This window comes from Micromonospora sp. SH-82 (assembly GCF_051132485.1).
Lineage (GTDB): Bacteria > Actinomycetota > Actinomycetes > Mycobacteriales > Micromonosporaceae > Micromonospora.
The window spans coordinates 4223869-4249887 of sequence record NZ_CP148049.1; the positions used below are offsets into that span (position 1 = coordinate 4223869).

At 71.3% G+C, this 26019-nt stretch carries 22 protein-coding genes and 1 pseudogene; 12 read left to right on the plus strand and 11 right to left on the minus strand.

The annotated features are described in order from the left end of the window. The first annotated feature begins 67 nt into the window (after positions 1–67). Entirely contained in the window at positions 68–1096 is a 1029-nt protein-coding gene (locus WHN02_RS18845; RefSeq protein ID WP_434740032.1) for an aldo/keto reductase, read from the plus strand. Positions 1097–1168: 72 nt separating this feature from the next. On the opposite strand, the gene WHN02_RS18850 is transcribed toward WHN02_RS18845, so the two are convergent. The 8 genes from WHN02_RS18850 to WHN02_RS18885 all read right to left on the minus strand — a co-directional run bounded on the left by WHN02_RS18850 (position 1169) and on the right by WHN02_RS18885 (position 11351). Next, positions 1169–2083 carry an ABC transporter permease gene (locus tag WHN02_RS18850; RefSeq protein WP_434740033.1) on the minus strand — a complete coding sequence of 305 codons (915 nt, stop codon included), beginning with the start codon at positions 2081–2083 and terminating at the stop codon, positions 1169–1171. Continuing rightward, positions 2080–3339 (minus strand): ABC transporter permease, encoded by a 1260-nt coding sequence (locus tag WHN02_RS18855; RefSeq protein WP_434740034.1) that lies wholly within the window; start codon positions 3337–3339, stop codon positions 2080–2082. The genes WHN02_RS18850 and WHN02_RS18855 overlap by 4 nt, the downstream gene beginning before the upstream one ends. Next, positions 3339–4931: an ABC transporter ATP-binding protein gene (locus tag WHN02_RS18860; protein WP_434740035.1), complete on the minus strand. Its 1593-nt coding sequence runs from the start codon at positions 4929–4931 to the stop codon at positions 3339–3341. Before WHN02_RS18860 ends, WHN02_RS18855 begins: the two co-directional genes overlap by 1 nt. 36 nt (positions 4932–4967) lie before the next feature. Beyond that, a complete protein-coding gene (locus tag WHN02_RS18865) occupies positions 4968–6050 on the minus strand; it encodes a BMP family ABC transporter substrate-binding protein (RefSeq protein WP_434740036.1) in 1083 nt (360 codons plus the stop codon). A gap of 25 nt (positions 6051–6075) precedes the next feature. Then, entirely contained in the window at positions 6076–7512 is a 1437-nt protein-coding gene (locus tag WHN02_RS18870; RefSeq protein WP_434740037.1) for an amidohydrolase family protein, read from the minus strand. Next, complete coding sequence (locus WHN02_RS18875) at positions 7509–8531, minus strand: alcohol dehydrogenase catalytic domain-containing protein (protein WP_434740038.1); 1023 nt, start codon at positions 8529–8531, stop codon at positions 7509–7511. The genes WHN02_RS18870 and WHN02_RS18875 overlap by 4 nt, the downstream gene beginning before the upstream one ends. 163 nt (positions 8532–8694) lie before the next feature. After that, positions 8695–9885, minus strand: a complete 1191-nt coding sequence (locus WHN02_RS18880) for a PucR family transcriptional regulator (protein ID WP_434740039.1) — start codon at positions 9883–9885, stop codon at positions 8695–8697. After that, on the minus strand, positions 9882–11351 hold the full coding sequence (locus WHN02_RS18885; RefSeq protein ID WP_434740040.1) for an aldehyde dehydrogenase family protein: 1470 nt from the start codon (positions 11349–11351) through the stop codon (positions 9882–9884). The genes WHN02_RS18880 and WHN02_RS18885 overlap by 4 nt, the downstream gene beginning before the upstream one ends. A gap of 73 nt (positions 11352–11424) precedes the next feature. Here WHN02_RS18885 and WHN02_RS18890 point away from each other — a divergent pair, with 73 nt between their 5' ends. The 3 genes from WHN02_RS18890 (at position 11425) to WHN02_RS18900 (ending at position 15306) form a co-directional block, all read left to right on the plus strand. After that, the gene (locus WHN02_RS18890) at positions 11425–12507 is read left to right on the plus strand and encodes an NAD(P)-dependent alcohol dehydrogenase (RefSeq protein ID WP_434740041.1); all 1083 of its coding nucleotides are present in this window, start codon (positions 11425–11427) and stop codon (positions 12505–12507) included. Between the two features lie 122 nt (positions 12508–12629). Then, positions 12630–14858, plus strand: a complete 2229-nt coding sequence (locus WHN02_RS18895; RefSeq protein ID WP_434740042.1) for a cytochrome P450/oxidoreductase — start codon at positions 12630–12632, stop codon at positions 14856–14858. A 202-nt stretch (positions 14859–15060) separates the two neighbouring features. After that, the gene (locus tag WHN02_RS18900; RefSeq protein WP_434740043.1) at positions 15061–15306 is read left to right on the plus strand and encodes a hypothetical protein; all 246 of its coding nucleotides are present in this window, start codon (positions 15061–15063) and stop codon (positions 15304–15306) included. A gap of 74 nt (positions 15307–15380) precedes the next feature. Here the strand turns inward: WHN02_RS18900 and WHN02_RS18905 are convergent, their stop codons facing one another. Then, a complete protein-coding gene (locus WHN02_RS18905; protein WP_434740044.1) occupies positions 15381–16451 on the minus strand; it encodes a TauD/TfdA family dioxygenase in 1071 nt (356 codons plus the stop codon). 442 nt (positions 16452–16893) lie between these two features. On the opposite strand from WHN02_RS18905, the gene WHN02_RS18910 reads away from it, so the two are divergent. The 7 genes and pseudogenes from WHN02_RS18910 (at position 16894) to WHN02_RS18940 (ending at position 21670) form a co-directional block, all read left to right on the plus strand. Then, on the plus strand, positions 16894–17250 hold the full coding sequence (locus WHN02_RS18910) for a hypothetical protein (protein ID WP_434740045.1): 357 nt from the start codon (positions 16894–16896) through the stop codon (positions 17248–17250). A gap of 61 nt (positions 17251–17311) precedes the next feature. Next, entirely contained in the window at positions 17312–17773 is a 462-nt protein-coding gene (locus WHN02_RS18915; protein WP_434740046.1) for an HNH endonuclease, read from the plus strand. A 258-nt stretch (positions 17774–18031) separates the two neighbouring features. Beyond that, positions 18032–18235: a DUF4158 domain-containing protein gene (locus WHN02_RS18920; protein WP_434740047.1), complete on the plus strand. Its 204-nt coding sequence runs from the start codon at positions 18032–18034 to the stop codon at positions 18233–18235. 26 nt (positions 18236–18261) lie between these two features. Beyond that, positions 18262–18579 (plus strand): DUF4158 domain-containing protein, encoded by a 318-nt coding sequence (locus tag WHN02_RS18925; RefSeq protein WP_434740048.1) that lies wholly within the window; start codon positions 18262–18264, stop codon positions 18577–18579. 25 nt (positions 18580–18604) lie between these two features. Then, entirely contained in the window at positions 18605–18799 is a 195-nt protein-coding gene (locus WHN02_RS18930; RefSeq protein ID WP_434740049.1) for a hypothetical protein, read from the plus strand. A 679-nt stretch (positions 18800–19478) separates the two neighbouring features. Further along, a complete protein-coding gene (locus WHN02_RS18935) occupies positions 19479–20108 on the plus strand; it encodes a hypothetical protein (RefSeq protein ID WP_434740050.1) in 630 nt (209 codons plus the stop codon). 395 nt (positions 20109–20503) lie between these two features. Then, positions 20504–21670, plus strand: a pseudogene (locus tag WHN02_RS18940) (IS3 family transposase). Between the two features lie 269 nt (positions 21671–21939). On the opposite strand, the gene WHN02_RS18945 reads toward WHN02_RS18940, so the two are convergent. After that, positions 21940–22200, minus strand: a complete 261-nt coding sequence (locus WHN02_RS18945; RefSeq protein ID WP_434744126.1) for a hypothetical protein — start codon at positions 22198–22200, stop codon at positions 21940–21942. 572 nt (positions 22201–22772) lie between these two features. On the opposite strand from WHN02_RS18945, the gene WHN02_RS18950 reads away from it, so the two are divergent. Continuing rightward, the gene (locus WHN02_RS18950) at positions 22773–23972 is read left to right on the plus strand and encodes a macrolide family glycosyltransferase (protein WP_434740051.1); all 1200 of its coding nucleotides are present in this window, start codon (positions 22773–22775) and stop codon (positions 23970–23972) included. 36 nt (positions 23973–24008) lie between these two features. Here WHN02_RS18950 and WHN02_RS18955 read toward each other — a convergent pair whose 3' ends face one another. After that, the gene (locus WHN02_RS18955; protein ID WP_434740052.1) at positions 24009–26009 is read right to left on the minus strand and encodes a beta-galactosidase; all 2001 of its coding nucleotides are present in this window, start codon (positions 26007–26009) and stop codon (positions 24009–24011) included. Positions 26010–26019 lie beyond the last annotated feature (10 nt).

A 26019-nucleotide genomic window follows, 5' to 3' on the forward strand; every position in this document is an offset into this window, starting at 1 on the left:
CGGTGCCGGCGGGCGGTCGACGTGCCAGCGTGGTCGGCACACCCGTCAACAGGAGGTCGACCCCATCATGCAGTACCGCAGGCTCGGCGCGAGCGGCGTCGAGGTCAGTACCCTCTGCTTGGGCGCCATGATGTTCGGCGCCTGGGGCAACGAGGACGAGCAGGAGTGCCACCGCATCGTCGGTGAGGCCCTCGACGCCGGCGTCAACTTCGTCGACACCGCCGACGTGTACGCCCAGGGCCAGTCCGAGGAGATCCTCGGCCGGGCGTTGCGGGGACGCCGTGACGACGTCGTGCTGGCCACCAAGTTCCACGAGCCCATGGGCACCGACCGCAACCGTCGGGGCAACTCCCGGCGCTGGATCATGGAGGCCGTCGAGGGCAGCCTGCGGCGGCTGGGCACCGACTGGATCGACCTGTACCAGGTCCACCGTCCCGACCCCGACACCGACGTCGACGAGACCCTCGGCGCCCTGTCCGACCTGGTCCGCCAGGGCAAGGTCCGGATGATCGGCACCTCCGCGTTCCCCGCCGAACGGATCGTCGAGGCGCAGTGGGTCGCCGAGCGTCGGCACCGGGAACGGTTCACCACCGAACAGACCGGATACTCGATCATGGCCCGGGGGGCGGAGGCCGCTGCGCTGCCGACCAGCCTGCGCCACCGGCTGGGCGTCCTGGTGTACAGCCCGCTCAACGGGGGGTGGCTGACCGGCAAGTACCGCACCGCGCAGATCCCCGACGACTCCCGGGCCGGACGCAACAGCGACCACTTCGACTTCCGGGACGCGCAGATCCGTGACCGCAAGCTCGAACTGGTCGGCGGGCTCCAGGAACTGGCCGACTCGGCGGGCCTGACCCTGATCGAGCTGGCCCTCGGGTTCGTGCTCAGCCACCCGGCCGTCACCAGCGCGATCATGGGTCCCCGTACGTTGGCGCAGCTGCGCAGCCAGCTCGGTGCCGGCAGCCGGGGTCCGCTCCCCGCCGACGTCCTGGACCGCATCGACGAGCTGGTCGCCCCCGGCCACACCGTCAACCCGGCCGACGCCGGCTACCGGCCGCTGGAGCTCACCGAGGCGGCCCGCCGACGCCGCAGCTGAGCCCTCGCGACGCGAGACGGGGCCTGGCCCACACCCTGCGGTGTGGGCCAGGCCCCGTCTCGTCGCAGCCGGTCAGACCGTGCCGCGGTTGAACGGTTGGGCCAGGGCCCGGGGCTCGTGGTCCTTGGTGGCGAAGAAGAGCATCGCCAGCAGGGCCAGCACGTACGGCGCGGCGATCAGCAACTGCGAGTTGACGGTGATGCCCAACGCCGGCAGGGCCAGCCGGGACGCGTCGGCCAGGCCGAACACCACACAGCCGATCAGGGTACGGCGCAACCGCCACGCCCCGAAGATCACCGCGGCGATCACCAGGTAACCGCGACCGGCGGTCATGTTCTGGTTGAACGAACCGACCTCACCCACCGCCAGGTACGCCCCACCGAGCCCGGCGAGCAGGCCCGCCCACAGCAGCGCCTGCCGGCGCCGCCGGTTGACCTGGATGCCGCTGACGTCGGCGGACTGCGGGTTCTCCCCCACCGCCCGGATCTCCAGCCCCCAGCGGCTGCGTTCCACTAGCCACCAGGTCAGGGGGATCACCGCCAGCAGCAGGTACACCGGCCAGCGTTGGGTGAACAGCAGCGGACCGATCACCGGGATGTCGCGCAGCACCGGGATGTCGACCAGCCAGACCTGGTGGCCGGTGAAGCTGCTGACCGTGATCAGGTAGCTGGTCAGGCCGAGGACCAGGGCGTTGAGGACCAGACCCACCACGAAGGTGTTGATCTGCGCCCGGTGGGAGAGGTTGGCGTGCACGAACGCCACCGACATCCCCACGAAGGCGCCGGCGACCAACCCGATGGTGGCGCTGCCGGTGGCGCTGGCCACCGCGATCGACCCGAAGGCCGCGCCGAGCATCATCGCCTCGACGGAGATGTTCAGGGTGCCGGCCCGCTGTGCGACGTACTCGCCGCAGGCGGCGAACGCCAACGGCACGGTGAGCCGGGCCCCGCTGGACAGGATGGTGGCGATGTTGTCGGCGGCGCTCATGCCGGTCTGCCTTCCATGACGTTGCGCGTGCTCGCGGTGGTGGGGCCGCCGGTCGCGTCCGTCGCCGGAACCTGGGCGTCGGCTCCGTCGCGCGGAGCCGGGCCGGTCGGCGTCGGGGTGGCGGTGGGCGTGGTCGGGGTTCCCGACGAGCCGCTCGGGCGGCGTCGACGCAACATCCCGATCACCACCGGCGGTGCGACGAAGGCCAGCACCAGCAGCGCCTTGACCACGTCGACCAGGATCGACGGCACCCCGGTCGCGGCGAGGAACCCGCCGCCGGCGCGCAGCACCCCGAACAGCACCGCGACGGGGATGGACAGCAGCGGGTTGTTCCGGGCCACCAGGGCCACCAGCAGGCCGTCCCAGCCGATGTTGAGCGACATGCCCGGCTGCAGGCGGTTGGTGCCGACCGGGCTGGTCAGCAGCAGCGCCCCGGCCAGACCGGCGAACGCACCCGAGGTGGCCAGAGCCAGGCCGCCGAGCAGGCCGACCTTCACCCCGGCGTGCCGGGCGGTCACCGGGTTCAGGCCGAGCATCTTGAGCCGGAAACCCCACCGGGTCCGGGCCAGGGCCAGGGCCAGGGCGACGGCGACCACCAGGGCCAGGATCAGCCCGGTGTTGACCTGGAGGTTCGGGAACTGCCCGTAGGAGACCAGCCGGGCGTTCTCCGGCAGCGGGTTGGACTGCGGGGAGACCACCCCGGTGCCCAACCGGGACTCCTGCAACAGCCACGGGGTGTTGACCGCGAAGGCGACCAGCTGCTGGGCCAGGAACGTCATCAGCAGGGTGCTGACCACGACGTTGACTCCCCGGAACCGGTACATCAACGCGCTGAGCCCGGCCCAGGCGCCGGAGGCCAGCAGTGCCGCCAGCAGCACCACGACCAGCAGCAGCGGACCCGGCAGGGCCAGCCGCAGGCCGACGAAGGCACCGGCGAGGGCCCCGATGAGGACCTGCCCCTCCTGGCCGATGTTGAAGAACCCGGACCGGGCGCTGACGCAGGCGCCGACCGCTACCAGCAGCAGCGGTGCGACGTACAGCAGCGAGCTGGTCCACGCCGACTGGGTGGCCATGCCGCCCTGGTAGAGGGCCTTCGCGGCGGCGATCGGGGACCCGCCGGTGGCGGCGATCAGCAGCGCCGACAGGCCGAGGCAGATGGACACGGTGACCACCGTGGCCGCACCGACCTGCCAGCCGCCGACACCCGGGTTGAGCCGGTTGAGCAGCCGCCGGCCGGCGGCGTCGGTACCCGCCATCAGTGACTCACCCCGCCGACGAGCATGCCGAGCCGCTCGGCGGTGGCCTCGGCGGTCGGCAGCACCCCGACGACCTTGCCGGAGGAGATCACCGCGATCCGGTCGGCCAGGGCCATCACCTCCTCCAGCTCGGTGGAGATCAGCAACACCGCCACCCCTTCCGCGGCAGCGCGCCGCAACCGCAGGTACATGTCTTCGATCGCACCGACGTCCAGACCGTGCGTGGGCTGGGCGGCGACGAGTGCCTTCGGCCCGGCTGACAACTCCCGGGCCAGGACCACCCGCTGCTGGTTACCGCCGGAGAGGCTGCGTACGGGGGTGTCGGGCGAGGGCGCGACGATGTTGAACTCGGTCATCTGCTCGCGGGCGAGCCGGTTCATCCGTCGGCGGCTGAGCACACCCCGGGTGCAGACCCCGGCCAGGGACTTCATGACCAGGTTCTCGGCGATGGTCATGTCCAGCACGACCCCGGAGCGGTGCCGGTCCTCGGGCACGACACCCAGGCCGGCGTCGTGCATGGCTCCGGGCCGGCTCAGGTCGACGGGTCGACCGGCGACCTCGACGGTGCCGGTGTCCGGGACGACCAGCCCGGAGAGCAGGTCACCGAGGGTGGCCTGACCGTTGCCCTCCACCCCGTACAGGCCGACGATCTCGCCGGCGGCGACCTCCAGGTCGAGCTTGTCGAGCAGGGGCAGCCCGCCGACGAGGACGCTCACCTCGTGCAGCCGCAGCGCCGGCGGACCGGCGGGTGCCGGGGTGGGCTCGGTGGCGGCCGCCGGGGCGGCGGTCTCGTCGGAGTGCCCCCCGGTGGGTGCCTCGACCGGCAGCAGACCGAGGGCGGCGCTCTCGTTCTGCAACGACACCTCCCGGCCGACCATCTGCCGGGCCAGCAGCTGCGGGGTGGTCTCCGAGGTCTCCCCCTGGAACACCACGGCGCCGCGGCGCAGCACCGTCACCCGGTCGGTGGCCGAGATGATCTCGGCCAGCTTGTGGCTGATCAGGATCACGGCGCGGTTCTCGGCCTGGACCACCCGGCGCAGGACGCCGAACAGTTCGGCCGACTCGGCCTGGGTGAGCACCGAGGTGGGCTCGTCCAGGATCAGCACGGAGGGGTCCCGCCGCAGGCACTTGATCAGTTCGACCCGCTGCCGTTCCCCGGCGGAGAGCCGGTCCACCCGGGTCAGGGGGTCGATCGGCAGGCCGTACCGGCGGCCCACCTCCTCGACCTGCGCGCAGGCCGCCGCCCGGTCGACCCGGCCGGTGTCGCCGAGAATGACGTTCTCCCAGACGGTCAGCGGCTCGATCAGGCTGAAGTGCTGGTGCACCATGCCCAGTCCGAGGTCGGCCGCGACCTGCGGGGTCTCGATCTCGACGGACCTGCCGTCGCGGTCGATCGTCCCGGTGTCGCGCTGCACCAGCCCCAGCAGGATCTTCATCAGGGTCGACTTGCCGGCCCCGTTCTCGCCGAGGAGGCCGTGGATCTCACCGGGTCGTACGGTGAGATCCACGGCGTCGCAGGCGACGACCGGACCGTAGCGCTTGCTGACCCCGCGCAGGGTGAGAGCGGGCGTCACCTGGTCGTCAACGTCCACAGTCCGTTTCACCTCGTTGGTCGTCGTTCGCGGGGGTCAGGAGCCGAGTCGGGTGACTTCCGCGTTGGTGTCGATCTTGCCGCTGGCCACGTCGGCGGCGAAGGTCTCCATCTGCTTGTCGAGCTCCGGCTTGTCACCGCAGATCTTGACGGTCGGGTACGGGTCCACGCCCAGCTGCCAGGTCTTCTTGGTGCCCAGCTCCAGCTCGCCGTCGGCGAACTGGGTCAGCGCGGCCTCGAAGTACGCGCCCGGGTCGAAGATGACCGAGATGTCGAAGCGCGGGTCGGTCGAGTCGCAGCGGTCGGTGCCCGGGGTCAGGGTGAGCACGTTGCGGCTGTTGGCGAGCTTCGCGGCGGCGTCGGTGGCCCCACCCAGGTACGGGTAGATGACCTTGACGCCCGCGCTCACCTGCGCCTGCACGGCCTCGCGGGCCTTGGCCGAGTCGTCGAAGTCACCGGTGTAGGTGATGGTCAGGTCACCCTCGGGCACGACCATCCGGATGCCGGCCTTGAACGCCTTGGCGGCGTTGATGGCGAAGTCGACCTCGTTGCCGGTGACGAACCCGGCCTTGGTGGCGTTCTGCTCCTTCATCAGCAGCCCGGCGGCGTACCCGGCGGCGAGCATGCTCTGGTTCGGGTCGTCGCTGGCCAGGACCACCCGGGGGGTCTGCGGGATGTTCTCCGACGACGGCACGTACCAGGCGGTCTTGGCGCAGGCCGGCTCCTCGGAGGCCGGGATGGCGTCCTTGAGCTCGGAGGCACCGAGGGCGACCATGTCCACGCCCTGCTGACACAGGGCCCGGGCGGCGTTGAGGGCCTCGGTGGGCGGCACGCTGCCGCGCTTGATGATCTCCCAGCCCTTCTCCTTGGCGAACGCCTCGGCACCGACGACGAAGCTCTCGTAGTAGCCGTTGTCGTTGATGTCGCCGGGGCTGAGGACCCCGATGACGACCTTGCCGTCACCGTTGGTGTCGGGCTGGCCGGACAGGACCGTGGTGGTCCCGTCGCCGGACGAGGTGCCCGGGGCGGTCGCGTCGTTGCTGGCACAGCCGACCAGGGTCAGGCTGACGGCCGCGGTGGCGGCCAACGCCACCCGAGCCCGTCCAATTCGCTTGGTCATGTCATGTCCCTTTCAGGTGACGGCGTCACGCCGGTCGGGGAGTCCGGCGCGCGCGGTACTGGGTCGCCGGCACTGTGGGCCAGCGGTGGGGGATGTCGATGCCGGCCCGGCGCAGCAGCGCCGCCCGGCGCTGGGTTGCCTCGGTGCGGAGGGCATCGACGTCGACGGTGGTGATCCGGCGGTCCCGGACCACCGGCCTGCCGTCGACCAGGACGTCCCGCACGGTGTGCCCGGCCGCGCCCCAGACGAGCTGGGTGGGCAGGTCACCGCGGGGGATCCAGGAAACGGTGCGGGTGTCGAGCACGACCAGGTCGGCGGCCTTGCCGACCTCGATCGAGCCGGTGAGGTGCCCCAGGCCCACGGCGTTCGCGCCGTCGACGGTGGCCAGGGCGAAGATCTCGTCGGCGCGCAGCGGGTCGGCCGCGCCCCGGTCACGGTCCACGCCGGCCAGCAGCCGGGCGGCCCGCCACACGTCCGGGGTGTCCCCGGCGTTGTGCGAGTCGGCTCCCAACGCCAGCCGACCCCCGGCCCGCAGGAACTCGGTGTGCCGTCCCGCCCGGGTGAAGCCCTGACCGAGTCGCAGGTAGGCGCCCGGGCAGGAGGCGACGGCGGTGCCGCTGTGGACCAGCGCGGCCAGTTCGGCCTCGTCGATCCAGACCGCGTGCCCCAGCACCAGGCGGGGGCCGAGGACACCCAGGTCACGCAGGTGCAGCACCGGCCGGTTCCGACCGGCCGCGGCGTACGCGGCGACGTCGTCGGGGCCGGGCGACAGGTGCAGGGTCATCGGGACGTCCAACCGGGCGGCGAGGTCGGCCGCGCCGACGAACAACTCGTCGCTGGCCAGGTCGTGGCCGACCAGGGTGATCCAGCCGGTGACCAGGTCGTCGCCGGCGAGCGCGGCGACGGTCTCGGCCTGCGCGGCGAGGGTCTCGGCGGGCGGTGCCGCGTACGGCGCCCCGGGGGTGTCCCATCCCCAGCGCCCGACCCGCCCCCGGATCCCGGCGGTACGCAGCCCGGCGGCGACCCGCAGCGGGTGGGCGACGGTGCCCGGCTCCAGCAGTGTGGTCACGCCCCGGGTAAGCGCTTCGACAGCGGTCAGCGTCGCGGCCAGTTCGTCGTCGTCACCGTCGACGGCGGCGTGCAGGGGCACGATCCAGTCGAAGATGGCCTGCTTGGAGGGGACGTCGTCGGGGATGCTGCTGCGGACCAGGGGGTCGGCGGTGGTGTGCTGGTGGGCGTTGACCAGGCCGGGCACCACCAGGCACCCGGCGGCGTCGAGCTCCGGGCTGCCCGGGTGGGCGGCGCGCAGGGCGTCGGTGGTGCCGACGGCGGCGATCCGGCCGCCGACGACCGCGATGGCGGCGTCGGTCACGACCTGACGGTCGGGGGCCATGGTGACCACGTCGGTGTCGACGATCAGCAGGTCGGCGGGGGCCGGGGTGCCCGGCGGGACGGCTGTCACGGCCGCACGAGGATCTTGCCGAGGAGGTCGCCGGCGTCCTGGCGGGCGTGTGCCTGCGGCAGCTCGGCCAGGGGGTACTCGGCGGCCCGGGGCACCCGCAGCCCGCCGGTGAAGTAGCTGTCCAGCATGGCGGCGAAGTCGGCCGGGGCGTACGCGCCGGTGCCGAGCAGCTGCAGTCCCCGGTGGTAGACCTCGGACAACGACAGCTCGACCCGGTCGCCGCTGGTGTTGCCCAGCAGTACCAGCCGACCGCCGGTACGCAGACTCGCCAGCGAGCAGGGCCAGGTGGCCGCCCCGACGTGGTCGATGACCACGTCCACCCCGCCTGCGGTGTGCTCCCGGACGGTCGGGGCGGTGTCGGCGTCGAGGCCGATGACCAGTTCGGCGCCGAGGTCGGCGGCGAGGGCACGCTTCGCCTCGTTGCGGGCCACGCCGACGACCCGGGCACCGGCCCGGTGGGCCAGCTGCACCGCGGCGATGCTGACGGCGCTGGCGGCGGCGTGGACCAGCACCCACTCGCCGGGCTGGACCCGCCCCACCCGGTGGACGGACTGCCAGGCCACGCTCCAGGCGGTGGGCAGGGCGGCGGCGTCGGCCAGGTCGACGTGGTCGGGAACCGGGTGGACCACCGCGGCGGGCACCGCCACGTACTCGGCGAACCCGCCGGGGCGGCTGCCGCCGACCACCCGCAGGTCCGGGCAGTGGCCGGGGTGTCCGGCGGTGCAGCTCGGACAGCCGCCACAACCGACCGTGGGGTCGACGACGACTCGCTGACCTGCGCGTACGGTTGTCACGTCGGTGCCGACGGCGACCACGTGGCCGGCGACGTCCATGCCGCCGACGTGCGGCAGGGCGAACCCGGGCAGGACGCCGACGCGGCGCTGGATGAGGTCGAGGTGGTTGAGCGCGGCGGCGTGCACCTCGACGACGACCTCACCGGCGGCGGGCTCGGGGTCGGGCAGGTCACGCAGGGACAGGACCTCGGGTCCACCGAACCCCGTCTGAACCATCGCCCGCATGACACCCTCCGGCCGGTCTACCAGTCAATATGCCGTCTTGCATTGTGATTCCGGCTGCTTAGCGAGGTACTTTGCCTGCGGCTGGTCGGCCTGTCAACGCCTCGCCCCAAACTGACCATGGGCTGTTACAAACCGGTGCCTTTACAGGCCTTCTGACCTGCTCTCATACCGGGTCGGAGCCGCCTGCCAGCAGCTCCCGGGCGGCCAGCGCGGCCCGCAGCACCACTGCGGTGCTCGGATCCAACGGATCCACCCCCAGCAGCCGTTTGATCAGTCCCACCCGGTAGCCCACCGAGTTGCGGTGCAGATGCAGGCGTTGGCTGACCGCCTGCCGGCTGCCCGAGGTGGCCAACCAGCAGTCCAGGGTCGCCAGCAGGTCGGCCCGGTGCGCGATCGGCCCCAGGTGCCGCCGGACGAACCACCGCAGCCGCTCGTCCGGCACGGCCAGCAGCAGCTGCGCCAGTCCGGCCTGGTCGAAGGGGAGCTCCACCGGCCGCTCCCCCACGTCGAGGAGGAGCAGGTCGAGCAGCCGGTCGGCGGCCCGGAACGACTCGTGGGTGTCGGTCGCCCCGGTGACCGGGTGGCCGCTGGTCACCCGGACCTGCCCCGGTCCGACCATCCGGTCCAGTCGGGTCCGCAACCGGGTCAACGCCAGCTCGACGTCGCCCTGCACCAGGGTCCAGGCCCGCGCCCCCTCGGCCAGGACCGGACGGTCCAACCAGTTCAGCGCCGACCCCCACCGTCGATGCTGGGTGCCGGTGTAGGCCAGGGCGGCGACGGCGTGCGGCTGGTCCAACCGCCACCCGTACGTCCCGGCCGCCCGGACCAGGTCGGCCTCCCCCTGCGTCGACAGGTCACCGCCGCGCAGGGCCCGCAGCACCGCCGGGGCGTCGGCGTACGCAGCGGGCTGCGGCGACTCCCGGCGGACCCCCTCGATCAGCAGCGCGGTCACCGCCGACCGGGCGAGGTCCAGCTGCCCGGCGGTCACCGGCTCGGCCAGCAGCAGGACACCCAGCCGCCGTGGCCCCGAACCCACCGGCACCGCCCGACCGGTCCACCCGTCGGCGCAGCGGACCCGCGCCGGGCCCGCCTCGGCGGTCAGTGCCCGGTGCAGGTCGTCGGCGTCGACGCCCTGACCCTGACCGGCGGAGTCGCTGGTGGCCAGCAGGTCACCGGTGGGCGAGACCAGTCGGCAGGCCGTCGCCGCCCGGTCGGCGAGCACCACCAGCAGTTCGGGCCAACCGGCCCCGCCGAAGGCGAGGTCGGTCAGCCGTTGGGCCACCTCGGCCGGGGCCGGCCGGGCCGCGACGGTCAACCGCGACCGCGACGACGCCGGCCCGCCCGGACGGGTCATGCCGACGGTCGGTCGATCAGGCGCACCGCGACCGCCTTCTCCTGGGTGTACTCGCGCAGTGCCGCGTACCCGCCACCCTGGCTGAAGCCGCTCTCCTTCTGCATGTTGAAGGGGAAGCCGATGACCCCGGCGTCGTGGAACTGGTTGATCGCCACCTGCCCGCTGCGCGCCTGTCCGGCGACCCGCAGGGCCCGGGACACGTCGGTGGTCCAGATGCAGGACAGCAGCCCGAAGTCGGTCTCGTTCATCAACGTCACCGCCTCGGTGACCCCGGTGAAGCCCTGGACGGCCAGGACCGGACCGAAGACCTCCTCCCGGGCCAGTCGCATGCCGGACTCGACCTGGTCGAAGACGGTCGGTGCGACGAACCACCCCGCGCCGAGCCGTTCGGTGGCCGGGTCCCCACCGGTGACCAGCCGGGCCCCGTAGCTCGGGGCCTCGGCGAGGAAGCCCCGGACCCGCTCGTACTGGGCCTGGCTGACCAGGGGACCCATGTCCAGGTCCTGGTCCCAGGAGCCGGTACGGATCGCGGCCATCCCGGCGGCCACCCGCTCGACCACCTCGGCCCGGATCGACTCCTCGACCAGCAGCCGGGATCCGGCGTAGCAGTTCTGCCCGGCGTTCTCGGTGATCGAGGCGACGATCGCCGGGATCGCGGTGTCCAGGTCGGCGTCGGCGAAGACGACGTTCGGCGACTTGCCGCCCAACTCCAGCTTCACCGGTACGAGGTTCTCGGCGGCGGCCCGCATGACCGCCCGACCGGTGCCGGTGGAGCCGACGAAACTGATGTGGTCGACGCCGGGGTGCCCGGTCAGGGCGGTACCGGCCTCGGGGCCGAGCCCGGTGACGACGTTGAGCACGCCCGGCGGGAGCCCGGCCCGGGAGGCCAGTTCGGCCAGGGCGAACGGCGACAGCGGGGCCACCTCGGAGGGCTTGAGGACCACGGTGTTGCCGGCCGCCAGGGCGGGGGCCACGTTGGCGGCGGTCAGGACGGCGGGCACGTTCCACGGCAGGACCACCGCGCACACCCCGTACGGCTCCGGCCGGGTGTAGCCGAAGTAGTCGGGCGTCCGGGTGGGCAGGGTGACGCCGGTGAGCTTGTCCGCCGCCCCGGCGAAGTAGTCGATGATGCCGTGCGTGATGTACATGTTGAGCCGACCGCCGGAGCGGGGTTTGCCGACGTCGCGGGCCTCGTACTCGGCGAGGGTCTCGACGTTGGCGGCGATCAGGTCGGCCCAGCGACGCAGGATGGCCCCGCGTTCGCTGGGGTTGGTCGCCGCCCAGGCGGGCGCGGCCCGGCGGGCGGCGGCCACGGCACGGTCGACGTCGACCGCCGTGCTGCGCGGCACCGCCTGGATGCTCTCACGGGTCGCCGGGTCGAGTACGGGCAGTTCTTCCCCGTCGACGGCAGCCACCCAGGCGCCGTCGATCAGCTGGCGGGCAGCGGGAATGTCCAGGTCAGCCATGGTGGCATCCTTGACCCTCCCTGTTTCGCATGTCAAGATGCGATCTCGCTTTGTAACTACCCGGGGAGGGTCTGTGCGGATCACGGCAGCGGTGCTGGACCAAGCGAAAGGGCCGTTCACCCTTCAGGAGATCGACCTCGCCGACCCCGGTCCGGACGAGGTACTGGTCCGAGTGGACAGCGTCGGGATCTGCGGCACCGACCTCGAGTTCGCCACCTTCTTCAACACCCCCGCCGTCCTCGGCCACGAGGGCAGCGGCGTCGTCGAACAGGTCGGCGACCGGGTCACCGGCATCGCCGTCGGCGACCACGTGACGATGAGCTTCGCCTCCTGCGGCTCCTGCCCCACCTGTCTGGGCGGGCACCCGGCGTACTGCCACCGCTTCGACGCCGTCAACTTCAGCGGCCGACGCCCCGACGGCACCTCCGCGCTGTCGCGCGACGGCGAGACCGTCAACGGACACTTCCTCGGCCAGTCCTCCTTCGCCAGCCACGTGGTCGCCCCGGCCCGCGCCGTGGTCCCCATCGACAAGCAGGCCGACCTGCGGGTGGTCGCCCCCTTCGGGTGCGGCTTCGGCACCGGGGCGGGTGCGGTGCTCAACGTGCTGCGCCCACCGGTCGGCTCCTCGCTGGTGGTCTTCGGCGCCGGTGCCGTCGGCGTCGCGGCGATCATGGCCGCCAAGGTGGGCGGCTGCGCCACCATCGCCGCCGTCGACGTCAACGCCGACAAGCTCGACACCGCCCGCCTCCTCGGCGCCACCCACGGGGTGCACTCGGCCACCGAGGACCCCCGCGACCTGCTGCGCGCCATCGCCCCGTACGGCTTCGACTTCGCCATCGACACCACCGGCCGCGAGGACGTGCTGCGTACCGCAGTGGAGTCGCTCGGTCCGCTGGGCCGCGCCGCAGTGGTGGGGGTCGGACCCAGCGAGCAGATGAGCTTCGACTGGCGCAGCATCCTCAACGGGCGCACCGTCACCGGCGTCATCGGCGGCGACAGCCTGCCCCAGGTGTTCCTGCCCCGCCTGATCGACCTGCACGCCGCCGGCCGGTTCCCGGTCGACAGGCTGCTCACCCACTTCCCGTTCGAGCAGATCAACGAGGCGGTGGCAGCGGTCCGGGCCGGTGCGGTGGGCAAGGCCGTCCTGACCTTCTGACCGGCCCTGTCTCAAGACGAAACATTGTCTCGCAATATGAGCGAGATTACGCTCGGTACGAGCACCCCAGAGGCGCGGCTGGGAAACACCGCGCGGCGTCCAGCAGCTGTGGAGTTCGCCCCATGACCGACAACCACGTCATCGCACCCGTCGCCGACGGCTTCGACCACCACTCCGCCGAGTGCAACGCCGACCCCGTCGGCTACTACCAGCAGTACCGGCAGAGCTGCCCCGTCGGGCGCACCGACGCCCACGGCGGGTTCGTCTACACCACCCGCTACGCCGACGTGGTACGGGTGGCCCGCGACGACGACACCTTCTCCTCCGCCCGAAGCACCGCCGGCGGCGACGGCACCGCGATCGTCATCCCCCGCGGACCCGGCCTGGAGCAGTACCCGATCGAACTCGACCCGCCCGCCTCCACCGGCTTCCGGGACCTGATCAACCCGCTGCTCACCCCGGAGGCGGTCGCCACCCTCGCCCCGATGATCGCCCGGCACACCACCCGGGTGATCGACGACTTCGTCACCGCCGGATCGGTGGACTTCGTCCGCGACCTGACCAACCCGCTGCCCGCCGCGGTCACCCTCGACTGGCTCGGCTTCCCCGAGGCCGACTGGGCCAAGCTCGCCGGACCGATCCACGACATCTTCGCCGCCCTGCCTGGCAGCGAACGGGCCCGCCGGGGCGCCGAAGGCCTGGCGTACATGGACTCGCGCATCCGCGACCTGATCCGGGAACGCCGCGAAGAGCCGACCACCGACGCGGTCAGCTACCTGGCCGCCCAGCGCCGCGAGGACGGCGAACTGTTCGGCGTCGACGAACTCGTCTCCGTGATCGGACTGCTCATCGCCGGTGGGGTCGACACCACCACCTCCCTGACCGGCTCCACCCTGGTCCACCTCAGCCGCAACCCCGACCAGCGGCAACGGCTGATCGACTCCCCCGACCTGCTGCACAACGCCACCGAGGAGTTCCTGCGGGTCTTCGCCCCGTCGCAGTCGATGGCCCGTACCGCGCGGTCCGACGCCGAGGTCGGCGGCTGCCCGGTGACCGCCGGGGAACGCGTCCTCATCCCCTGGGTCGCCGCCAACCACGACCCGGCGGTCTTCCCCGACCCCGAGCAGGTCCGGCTCGACCGCGACGCCGCCCGCCACCTCAGCTTCGGCATCGGTAGCCACCGCTGCGCCGGAGCCCACCTGGCGCGGCTGATGTTCCGCGAGATGATCACGCAGATCCTCACCCGGCTGCCCGACTACCGGGTCGTCGAGGAAGGCCTCGTCGGTTACCCCACCCACGGCAACCAGACCGGCTGGGACGCCATCCCCGCCGTGTTCACCCCCGGCCCCCGCGCCGACGGCGCCGCCCCCACCACACCCGCCGCCGGCCCCGCCGGAGACCTCGACCTGGTCGTCGAGACGGTCACCCCGGCCACCGCCGACGTCGTCGAGGTCCGCCTCGCCGCCGCCACCGGCGACCGGTTGCCCTCCTGGGCGCCCGGCGCCCACCTGGAGGTCCGCCTCCCGTCGGGCCGCATCCGGCAGTACTCCCTGTGCGGCGACCCCGACGACGACGGCCGCTACCGCATCGGGGTGCTCCGGGAGCCCGCCGGCCGGGGCGGCTCGGTCGAACTGCACGAGGTGGCCCGCACCGGCGCCACCCTGACCGTGCGCGGCCCCCGCAACCACTTCCCGCTCGTCGACGCCCCCGAGTACCTGTTCCTCGCCGGGGGCATCGGCGTCACCCCGATCCTGGCCATGGTCCGGGAGGCCACCCGTCGACAGGTGCCCTACCGGGTGGTGTACGGCGGACGCACCCGCTCCTCGATGGCCTTCGCCGACGAGATCCTCGCCCTCGCCGGTGACCGGGCCACCCTGCTACCGCAGGACGAGGCCGGGCTGCCGGACCTGACCGCCCTGATCGGCGCCACCGGCCCGGACACCGCCGTCTACTGCTGCGGACCGGGCGTGATGATCGAGGCGGTCGAGCGGGCCAGCGCCGCCGCCGACCGCGCCGGTCAGCTGCACGTGGAACGCTTCACCGCCGGCGACGACCTGGAGGTGCCCTTCGACCCGGCGGCCAACACCGCCTTCGAGGTGCACCTGGCCCGGACCGGCGCGACCCTGCAGGTCCCCCGCGACCGACGGCTGATCGAGGTGCTGCGCGACGCGCTGCCCGGACTGACCTACGACTGCGAGAAGGGTTACTGCGGGGCCTGCGAGACCCGGGTCCTCGCCGGCACCCCCGAACACCGCGACTCGCTGCTCACCGACGAGGAGAAGGCCGCCGGACGCAGCATGATGGTCTGCGTCGGCCGGTGCACGTCGCAACGGCTGGTCCTGGACCTGTAACCCCTCGACGAATCCGGGGCCGCGCTGTCACAGCGCGGCCCCGGATTCTGTCGTCCACCGGATGCGGTCGTCCACCCGCTCGTCGGCCGAGAGCAGGACGACGGACCACCCGTACGGCCCGCTGCCCCCACACCATCATTCGATGCACAATCATCGATGTGTCGACCGGGTGGTCGACGGGGATGAGAGCAGGGGAGATCCGATGCGCAGACCGAGGACCGCCGCGCCGGCAGTGGCGCTGACCATGGTGCTGACCTCGCTGATCGCCGGCGCGACGCCCGCGCAGGCCGACCCACCGGGCGGAACACTGCGCGGCGTCTACCACAGCGGCGACTTCTGCCGCTCCTACGGCGCCGAAGGAGTCCAGAACGACCTCTGGGACTGGTGGTACTGCGAACAGCGCGCCAGCGCCAACAACATGTGGTTCCTCTGGACGTTCACCTACTGACGCGCTACGGGCGGCTCGCCGGCGCCACGACGGTGGGGCGCCGGCGAGCCGCCCGTAGACGACATCACGTGAGGTCAGTTGCCCCACTCGAAGTTGGGCTCGGCGGCGTCGGCGATCCGGAACCGGCCACCGGAGACCGTGACCTCGGCGCTGCGGTCGGTCACCACGTTCTTGCCGAACCCGTCCACCAGGGGCCGACCCACGTCCCGCTTGAGCCACAGCCGCAGCAGGTGCCGACGACGCTCCGGCTCCGGGAAGTCCACGTACCCGGTCCGCGAGTGCAGGGCGGCGTAGTTGAGCAGCCACTGCACGTCACCCGGCTGGAAGTTCATGTCCAGCGCCAGGCCGGGGGCCTGGGACACCTCGTCGTAGAGGTGCAGCAGCTCGATCTGCGCCTCGGTGAGGCGGGGAACCTCCGGGTAGTCCTGCGCCGAGAAGATCATCGAGGTACCGGCGTAGGTGCTGAAGATCCCGTCGACGTAGCTGCAGATCGGCGAGGTGTACGTCTTGGCCGGGGCGTCGTGGTCCTGCTTGTACCAGTCCCAGTGCCACGGCTCGAACAGCAGCGGCGCCAGGTCCGGACGGCGACGCAGGATCTCGTTGTAGATCGTGGTGCCGCTGACCAGGCTGCTCGCCCCACCGTCCTTGGCCGCGCGCAGGCACATCAGCGCCACCACGTCGGAGCTGTCGGAGTGGAACGGCAGCCGGTCCCGCACGCGCGACGGCAGCGCCGACGGGTCGTCCAGGGTCTTGTTCGAGGTGGCGATGACGTGGTCGAGCACGTCACCCATCTGGTTCTGCCCCATGGGCACGCCCAGGTGCAGCCCCATCAGGTAGAAGATCGCACCCGCGAGGGTGTCGCCGTACTCCTCGGTCCGCAGACCGCGGACCAGGATGAAGCCGCGCCCGGCGTCCATCTGGCGGGCGCACTCCTCGTTGAGCCCCACGCAGGCGTCCAACGGGTAGTCGGCGGCGGTCACGGTCCGCAGGTCGGGGTCGTCGGCGACGAACCGGCGGCCGAGCGTCTCCAGCTCGGTCCGCTCCGCGTCGCTGAGCTCGTAGATCCACTCGGTGGAGGTGCTCAGCTCGTCGCCGCGCCAGGCGGACGGGCCGGAGATGGGGGCGAGGTCGATTGCAGTGGTCATGGTGATGCGCTCCGAGGTGTCGATACTGACGAGTCGGTCGGGTCGGTCCCGGTGACGGACGTAATCGGCCACCGGGTGTTCACGACAGTCGCCGTCGCCCGCGAACGGGTCCTGACGGCACCCCTCGATCAGAACGGGGTCTGCGGGTCCCCGGCGGCGGTCCCGGGGCGCATGCCCTCACGCGGCGGGTGTACCCGCAGCGGCTCCTCGTAACCGCGCACCAGCAATCCTGAGCCTTGCGGAACTCGGATCATGGCGTTCTCCTGCGGTCATCGGTGATCGCCTCACCCTAGTTGACCAGCCGGTACGCGTCAAGAGAGACAGCGTCTCGCATGTCGCTGCACGTGATCCGCGCCGCACCACACAGTGGGTCATCGTCGATTCACAATTCGTTGATCTCCACCGTGGAGGGTGGAGGTCATCCACCGAAAGGAAGATCGACATGCCAGGTCCCACCTTCCCGCCCGCCGCCGGCGACCAACCCAACGGCGATCGCAGAGGCGCCGACACGAATCCGGTCGACCGCCCCGCCGACCCGGCCCGCACCCCTACAGGAGCCTTCACCCAGACCGGATACTCGTTGGAGGCGATGGCACAGTTCTGGAACCGGGGGCAGCAGGCCCCCCAGGCCAACGGAACGAGGACACCTCCCGAGGTGGAGGCCGCACGGTCGCGTAGCCCGCACACCTCCTCCCTCGAACCCACCGGCGAGCGATACCAGCCTGTGGCGTCGACCGCCGCCGGGTCCGGCCAGTCCCGGACGACCTCCGGGCTCGCCGGTCGGACACTGACCCGCTGACCGCACCCCCTTCGACGGCCCCGGGACCCCGCTCCCGGGGCCACCCCATTACAGTGACGCCATGCTGTCGAAGGTGAACGGCCTGTCACGCAATTTCACTCCGGACAGCCTCCGCGCCCACCTCCTGGACCGGTCGGTCCGACAGGACGACGGCTGCCTGATCGTGCGGGGATACGGCACCCAACGTGGCATCTACCAGAAGGTCGCCGGCCGGGCCTGGGCGCACATCGCCGCCTACGCGGTCTTCGTGGGCGACTACGACCCCGGGCTGGAAGTCGACCACCTCTGCAACCGCAAGGACTGCATCGAGCCCACCCACCTGCGCCAGGTCACCCACGCCGAGAACTGCCGCAGCCGGATCCAACACCCCACCTGTCGCAACGGACACCAGCGCGAGGTCGACGAGGGCACCGGGCGGTACCGGCGTACCTGCCGGGCCTGCAACCGGGACGCGCAACGACGCTGGCGGGAACGCCAGGCTGCCATCGTCACCCAGGCCCGCGCCGACCACCGCGGCAGTTGACGCCGGACGGGACTGTTTGACGCTACGCCCGCTACTGGGACGAGATCCAGCGCGGGGCCGCAGGCCGATTGAAACGCGGTCGAGACCCGACGCCGCCCTGTCTGCGCCCCCCCCAGCGTCGCGCACCGGGACTTGGGGCGCCGGTAAGAAACGTGTCACCAGGTCCAAACGAGCGTGATCGGCCGGTCAGCGCGATGACCGCGAGCGTGTCGAGCCCGGCCGCTGAGTTCGAGGTGGGGTACGCCATCATCTCGGGCTATGGCGCGATCGCTGGATCTCGACGAGTTGGTCGAGCACTGGACGCTGTTGAACGACGAGCGGCAGCTGATCGCGGGCAAACGCGGGCCGACCCGGCTCGGGTTCGCGCTGTGGTTGAAGTTCTACACGCGGGCTGGCCGGTTCCCTCGCGGCCGCGGCGAGCTGCCGGGCGAGGCGGTGGGAGTTCGTGGCCTGCCAGGTTGATGTCGAGCCGGGCGACCTCGGCCTCTATGAGTGGACGGGCTCGACGATCGCGTACCACCGGGGCTCAGATCCGGGCCCATCTCGGCTTCCGCGAGTGCACGGTGGCCGACGCCGAGAAGCTGACCCGGTGGCTGGCCGCCGCGGTCTGCGAGGCCGAGCGGCGCCCGGAGTTGGTCCGCGACGAGATGCTGTCGCGGACCAGGGCCGAGCGGGTCGAACCACCGGCCGGATCGACCGGATCGTGCGCTCGGCCCTGCACCAGGGCGAGAGACGCTGACCGACCGGGTCACGGCCAGGCTGCCGGCCGACGTAGCCGGCCGGCAGCGGGCCCTGGTCGCGGATGACGACGCTGGCGAGGAGTCGGTACTGGTGCTGATCAAATCGGTGCCGGGCAACGTGAGCCTGGAGTCCATGCTCACCGAGATCCGCAAGCTGCGCGCCACCCGAGCGATCGGGCTGCCCAGCGATCTGTTCGCCGACATCGCCCGCAGGTCCTCGCTGGCCGGCGCGCCCGGCCTATGGTCGAATCCCCATCGCACCTGCGCGACCATCCCGAGCCGCTGATGCTGACTGTGCTAGCGGCGCTGCTGCATAGCACGAAGTCGCGCGCCCACGCGTCGGCCAGGGGGTCGGCGCCGACCGGATCGCCGACGCCGTGGCCACCCTCGAGCAACGCGGTGTCGGCAAGCCAGCGCAGGAAGCCCGACACCCGCAACGCGTACGCCCGCCGGGTGTGCTCGGAAATCCCGGCCCGCTCGAGCGTCGCCCGGTAGCCGGCGAGCACGGCCTCGTACTCCGCAGGCACACCAAGGCTCACCCCGCCGTGCTGGCGCGGCGCACGGACCGGCTCGCCGGCGAACTCGGTCGTCACCGTCACCCGGGCTGCTCCTCTGATATCAGAACCAAAGCGGTAGACTGGTTCCGATATTAGTCGAATATCGGAACCCTGCAGGTGGAGGGCGTTGACCGGAGATGTCCGGGGTTGAACCAACCGCGTCTCGCGCGCGTTGTAGTAGCGCGAGGTATCAAGACCCAAGCTAAGAGAGGTTCTGGAGTGACACAACCGCAGTCTTTGGTTCAGCCACCGTCCGATGAACAGGTACGCACGCTGCTCGCGGCACACCGGGTCATCAGGATGTGGGACCAGAATCTGATGTCCAAGCCGGAGTGGATGACTACTGGATCCGCATGGACAGACTTCCGGACCTTGGCTGAACAGGCGTAGTCGCCTGATAAGCACACTTTGGACATCCTCGTGCGTGGGCCGCTGCAGCATTGCGTGCAACGCTACGGGGACGGCAGCTATGACCCCGATGGCCATTTCGGCCGAGGCCAGAAGTTACTTTCCGAAATTGATCAGCGCATGGATCCTGCCCGGCCGGCCGGGGACGACCCCACGTTAAAGTTCCTGCACGACCTGCGTTACTGGCTACGTGATGAAGGGTTCGGCCTTAACTCGCAGTGGGCCTTCACCGCCGCGAATGCCTTCTCCCGATTGCCGCAAGATCTCCAGCAGACACTCACACCGCTGAACCCTCAAGAGCAACAGCGCGCCAACGACGGCGTGGAAGCGTTGGTCCGCGAAGGGGAAGAGTCGGTACGCCAGATCACCGCACGAGGCGAAGGACCGGAAGCCACCGAGCAGGCTACGAGACGGGCACTCCTGGAAACCGGACGAGCAGTCGATGAGAGATTCGACCGCAACCTATTCCCCATCGTCCGAAACCGCGTTATCGCGACGCGAGCTCAGCAGCTAAAGCAGGCACTCGACATGGGACGCCACCACCCCGGCAATGGTCGAGGGACACCCGGCAGCAGCAACACAAGCTCTCAACCCCCCGGTCACGGGACGCAGCAGAAACCGAGCCGATGACGCCGCGCCGGGAATAACCCACTGAGAGGGACCGGGCATGAGCGGCGACTCCCAGCGGCCCGCGACGCCACCCCTGCTGCTCACCGACCGCGACCCACGTACCGAATCTATGTGGTGGAAACTCGATCACCTGACCCGCGCCGGCAGCCGGGCGGTGGAGGATCCTCAACATAGGCGCCAGTGAGGTGATCTCAGCAACGCATAAGGTTTGATTTGTGCGACACGGGCGAAAGCGGCGAGTCGGGCGGCAGTGGACACAGGAGTGGAGCCATCGATAGACATGTCCTTGCGACAGATCCACGTCTTCGAGAGGGCTCCACATGATTGGGGTCTGCTGCGCCGATAGGTGACATCTGAGTTGGTTTGCCTTCGTGGCGGGCTGGAAGGATGTTGCTGTGCCCAAGCCCTACCCCCGTGAGTTCCGCGATGACGTCGTGCGGGTTGCTCGTGATCGTGATCCGGGCGTGACGGTCGAGTAGGTCGCGAAGGACTTCGGTGTCCACCCGATGACGTTGTTCAAGTGGTTGCGCCAGGCCGACATCGACGCCGGAACCACGTCCGGTAGGTCCGGCGTCGAGTCGGCCGAGCTACGGGAGGCCCGCAAGCGCATCAAGCTCCTGGAACAGGAGAACGAGGTCCTGCGTCGGGCTGCTGCGTACCTGTCGCAGGCGCATCTGCCGGGAAAAGGCTCTACCCACTCGTGAGCGAGCTGGCCGCCGACGGGATCCCCGTGGCGGTGACGTGCCGGGTGTTGAACATCGCTCGTCAGCCCTACTACCGGTGGCTCGCCCAGCCCGTCGGTGACGCTGAACTCGTCGCCGCTTACCGTACGAACGCTCTGGTGGACGCTCACCGTGATGATCCGGAGTTCGGCTACCGGTTCCTGGCCGACGAGGCCCGCGCCCCCGGCCAGCCGATGGTCGAGCGCACCGCTTGGCGAATCTGCTCTGGCATGGGCTGGTGGAGTGCGTTCAGCAGGAAGACGCGTCGGGGTAAGGGCGGCAAGGTCGGTCCGCCGGTGCACGACGACCTGGTCCGGCGGGACTTCACCGCCGATGGCCCGGATCGGCTGTGGCTGGCCGACATCACCGAACACCACACCGCCGAAGGTAAGCTCTACCTGTGTGCGATCAAGGACGTGTGGTCCCACCGGATCGTCGGCTATCCCCTTCGACTCACGGATGAAGTCCCGCCTGGCCGTCACCGCGCTGGACAACGCCGCCGCCAGACGCGGTGACCTGGCTGGTTGCATCCTGCACACCGACCGGGGATCCCCATTCCGGTCCAGGAAGTTCGTCCGTGCCCTCCACCGCCACCACATGATCGGGTCGATGGGCAGGGTCGGCGCCGCCGGCGACAACGCCGCCATGGAGTCCTTCTTCGGCCTGCTCCAGAACAACGTCCTCGACCGCCGGACCTGGACCACCCGCCAGCAACTCAGGACCGCGATCGTGACCTGGATCGAACGCACCTACCACCGCCGCCGACAGCGGTCGTTGTCCCGGTTGACCCCCGTCGAGTACGAGACCATCATGACCCCACCGGCCAGTCAGGCCGCGTGACTGAAACTGTCACCTATCTCTGCAGCAGACCCTGAGGGCCAGGCACGGGTGTAGACCAGTTCGGTCTTGGGGGTGGCGAGGAACGTCTCGGCGAGGGCGTTGTTGTAACAGTCGGCGACTGAGTCCGTCGAAGCCAGGACACCGCAGGAACGCAGGGTCCGGCCGAACTCGAACGACGTGTACTGCCTGGGTTCCGCGGTCCGAGTGGTGGATGAGCTGGTCGCGGGCGGGTCGACGGTGTTGGATGGCCATGCCGACGGCGTCGAGGATCAACTCCGTACGCAGATGATCGGCCACTGCCCACCGGACGACTCGCCGGGGGTAGGCGTCGACGACGCCGCGAGGTAGAGGAAGCCTTCCCAGGTGCGTAGGTAGGAGATGTCGGCGACCCACAGCCGGTTGGGTGCGGTGATGGCGGTGAACTGCCGCTGGACCAGGTCCGTCGCGGTCGACTTCGCCGTGCGGCGGGGCTTGCCGCGCCGCCGGCGGTGGGCACCCTCGATACCGGCCAGCCGTATCAGTCGGGCCACCGCTTTACGGTTCCACCGGTGGCCGCGTTCGTGCAATTCAGCGGTGAGCCGCCGGGCACCATAGACGCCACGGTGCTCCGACCAGGCCCGCTGGGTGACCTCGGTGCCTCAGTTTGAACGGCAGAAACCATGAGATGCCTCAGACACGCTGGCAGTGCCTCACTTCAACTGGCAGACGACACCAGCGCAGCTCCAGGTCTTCCGTACGAGGGCGAATCCGGGCTCGAAACACCAGCTTGAAGCATTACGCACAAGAACAGTCATTATGATGCGTTGACGGTATGCCCGTTTTGTGGGTCTTAATTATTGCATTGCCATTATCGGTAATCCAGTAATTGGGCTGGGGTGAGGGAAGGGGGTGTGGGGGCTACCTCTGGACAGGGTGCGCCACGGTGTCCGCAGGTGCGGTGTCCAGGCACCGGCTAGGCTCGGCCGACGTGAAGAAGCCTCGGATCTGCGGCTGACGGTCCGTACCACCGCCTCCGCTCGCGTCGGCGCGGGACCGTCCCACGCCGACGCCCCCGGCCACGGCGGGCCCGGCAGATCCGATCCCGAACCGGAAGTGACGTTCCATGCCCCGTCCCAGCGCCCACATCGCCATGATCGGCATTCCCGCGGTCAGCCACGTCCTGCCCAGTCTCGAAGTCATCCGCGAACTGGTGGCCCGCGGCCACCGGGTCACCTACGGCAACGACCCGGCGGCCGCCGACCTGATCGCCCCCACCGGCGCCGAACTCGTCCCCTACACCAGCACCCTGCCGACCGCGGACCACGACTGGCCCGACGATCCGATCGCCTCGATGCGGTTCTTCCTCGACGACTCCATCCAGGCCCTCCCCCAGCTGCGCGCCCGCTACGACACTGACCCCGCCGACCTGTACCTGTTCGACATCGGCACCTTCACCGCCCGGGCCCTCGCCGAGTCACAGGGGCGACCCGTCCTGCAGCTCTCCCCCACCTTCGTGGCCTGGGAGGGCTACGAACAGGAGGTGTCGGCCCCCCTGTGGCGGCTACCGGGCGGCGACGACTACCGGGCCGTGTTCACCCGGTGGCTGGCCGAGTGCGGAGCCACCACCACCGACTTCGAGGCGTACTCCGCCCGCCCGACCCGGGCCCTCGCCCTGGTCCCCGCCGCGATGCAACCGCACGCCGAACGCGTCGACACCGACGCGGTGACCTTCGTCGGCCCCTGCTTCGGACCCGAACGCCGCGCCGAGACGTGGACCCGGCCCGCCACCGCCGAACGGGTCCTGCTGATCTCCCTCGGGTCGGCGTTCACCCGGCAGCCGGAGTTCTACCGCCGGTGCCTGGCCGCCTTCGGTGACCTGCCCGGCTGGCACGTGGTGCTGCAGATCGGGCGCCGCACCGACCCACGCGACCTCGGCGAGATCCCCGCCAACGTCGAGGTCCACCGGTGGGTGCCGCAGTTGGCGATCCTGGAGCAGGCCGACGCCTTCGTCACCCACGCCGGGATGGGCGGCAGCAGCGAGGGGCTGTTCACCGGCGTACCGATGATCGCCGTTCCGCAGGCCGTCGACCAGTTCATGAACGCCGACCGGCTCGTCGAGCTGGGCGTGGCGCGACGCGTCGACACCGCCGACGCCACCGCCGAGGTCCTGCGGTCGGCGCTGCTCGACCTGGTCACCGACGCGGGCGTCGCCCGCCGCTGCACGGACCTGCGCACCGAAGTACGCGCCGAGGGCGGGACCGCCCGGGCCGCCGACCTGATCGAGGAGATGCTCGACGACCACCGCGCCGCGCGGACGCGGTAGGCCACCGCCCGCCGCCGTCGGGGCCGTCCCGACCGGTCACTGTGGGGTGTCCGGTTCGCGGAGCACCGCGACACCACCGGCGGGCAGGTCGACGGCCCCGGTGGCGGTGACCCCGGTGAGCAGGTCCGTCCCGGCCGCCGGCACGGTCTGCGGCCGATCGGTGTGGTTGAGCAGGAACAGCCAGCTGCCGTCGGGGCCGCTGCGGCGTACCGCCTCGACGCCGTCCGGGGTGCCCGGGCAGACCGGGGTGACCCCGGCGGTGCGGGCGGCCTCGGTCAGCAGCCGCCGGTAGGTGTCGTCGTCGAGGCGGGTGGAGACGTACCAGGCCGTCCCGGCGCCGTAACGGTGCCGGGTCACCGCCGGCCGCCCGTGGAGCACCCCGGTGGTGTACGCGGTGACCGCCGTCGCCCCGGTCAGGTGCACGGTCTCCGACCAGACGGTGCCGGTGCCCCCGCCGGTGAGCGGGACCCGTTCGTCGACGGCGAGGGGGTGGAACTCCTCGACCCGGATGCCGAGGACGTCACGCAACGCTCCCGGGTAGCCGCCGAGCCGGACCCGGGCGTGCTCGTCGGCGACCCCACTGAGGTACGTGACCACCGCGTACCCGCCGCCGTGGACGTGGTCGCGGACCCACGCCGAGACCCGGTCGTCGACCAGGTAGAGGGCGGGGACCACGAGCAGCCGGTACCCGTCGAGGCGGTCACCGGCCACGACGACGTCGCAGGTGATCCCGGCGCGCCACAGGGCACCGTGGGCGGCGGCGACCTCGGCGTGGTGGTCCAGCCGCGTGGAGGGCATCCCGGGATGGCGTAGTGCCCATCCGCTGGCGGGGTCGGCGGTGACCGCGACGGTGGCGGCGACCGGGGCGCGGACCTCGGCGAGCCTGTCGAGGACGTGGCCGAGGCGTACCGCCTCCCGGTACACCCGGCTGTCGGCGCCGGCGTGTCCGACCAGCGCGGAGTGGAACCGTTCGGCCCCGCCGCGCGGTGCCCGCCACTGGAAGAACAGTGCCCCCCGGGAGCCCCGGGCGACGTGGGCGACGCTCTGGCGCAGCATCCGGCCGGGTTCCTTGGTGTGCATCCGTCCGTCGGTGTAGATCAGGTTCGGGGCGGTCTCCATCAGCAGCCAGTCGCCGGTACGCCCGTCGGTGCCGTGCCGGGACCAGCCCCGGGCGGTGTCGGCGGCGAGGGCGGCCTGCGTCTCGGCGTCCCGGTCGACGGCGGACGGGTAGTGGTCCACGGCGACCAGGTCGACCTCCCGGGACCACCGGCCGTGGTCGACGGGGACCCAGTCGCCGAGGACGTAGTTGGTGGTGACGGGGACGTCCGGATTGGCGGTACGGAGCAGGTCACGTTGCTCGGTGTACGCGGTGAGCAGGGTGTCGGACCAGAACCGGCGGAAGTCCAGGAGGTGGCCGGGGTTGTGCAGGTACTGGGTGGCGCGGGGGGTGCCGATCTGCGCCCAGTCGGTGTAGTGCTGGCTCCAGAAGCTGGTGACCCAGGCGTCGTTGAGGGTGTCGAGGTCGCCGTGCCGGTCGGCGAGCCACCGGCGGAACGCCGCCTCGGTGTGGGGGCAGTGGCAGGTGGTGCCGTACTCGTTGTGCACGTGCCACAGGGCCAGGGCGGGGTGGTGGGCGTACCGGTCGGCGAGGGCGGTGGTGATGCGCCGGGCGGCGCGGCGGTAGGCGGGGGCGGCGGCGCAGTACGTGTCGCGGCTGCCGTGGTGCAGGCGGACCCCGTCGGCGGTGACCGGGAGGGCGTCGGGGTGGGCCAGGGAGAACCAGGGTGGCGGGCCGGCGGTGGGGGTGGCCAGGGCCACCCGGATGTCGGCGGCGTGCAGCAGGTCGAGGACCTCGTCGAGCCAGTCGAAGGTGTACCGGCCGGGTCGGGGTTCGAGGCGGGACCAGGCGAACACCCCGACGGTGACGAGGGTGACCCGGGCGCGGCGCATCAGGTCGACGTCCTCGCGCCACACCTGCGGGGGCCACTGTTCCGGGTTGTAGTCGCCGCCGTAGCGCAGCCGGGTGTCGTCGGGCATTCCTGGTCCC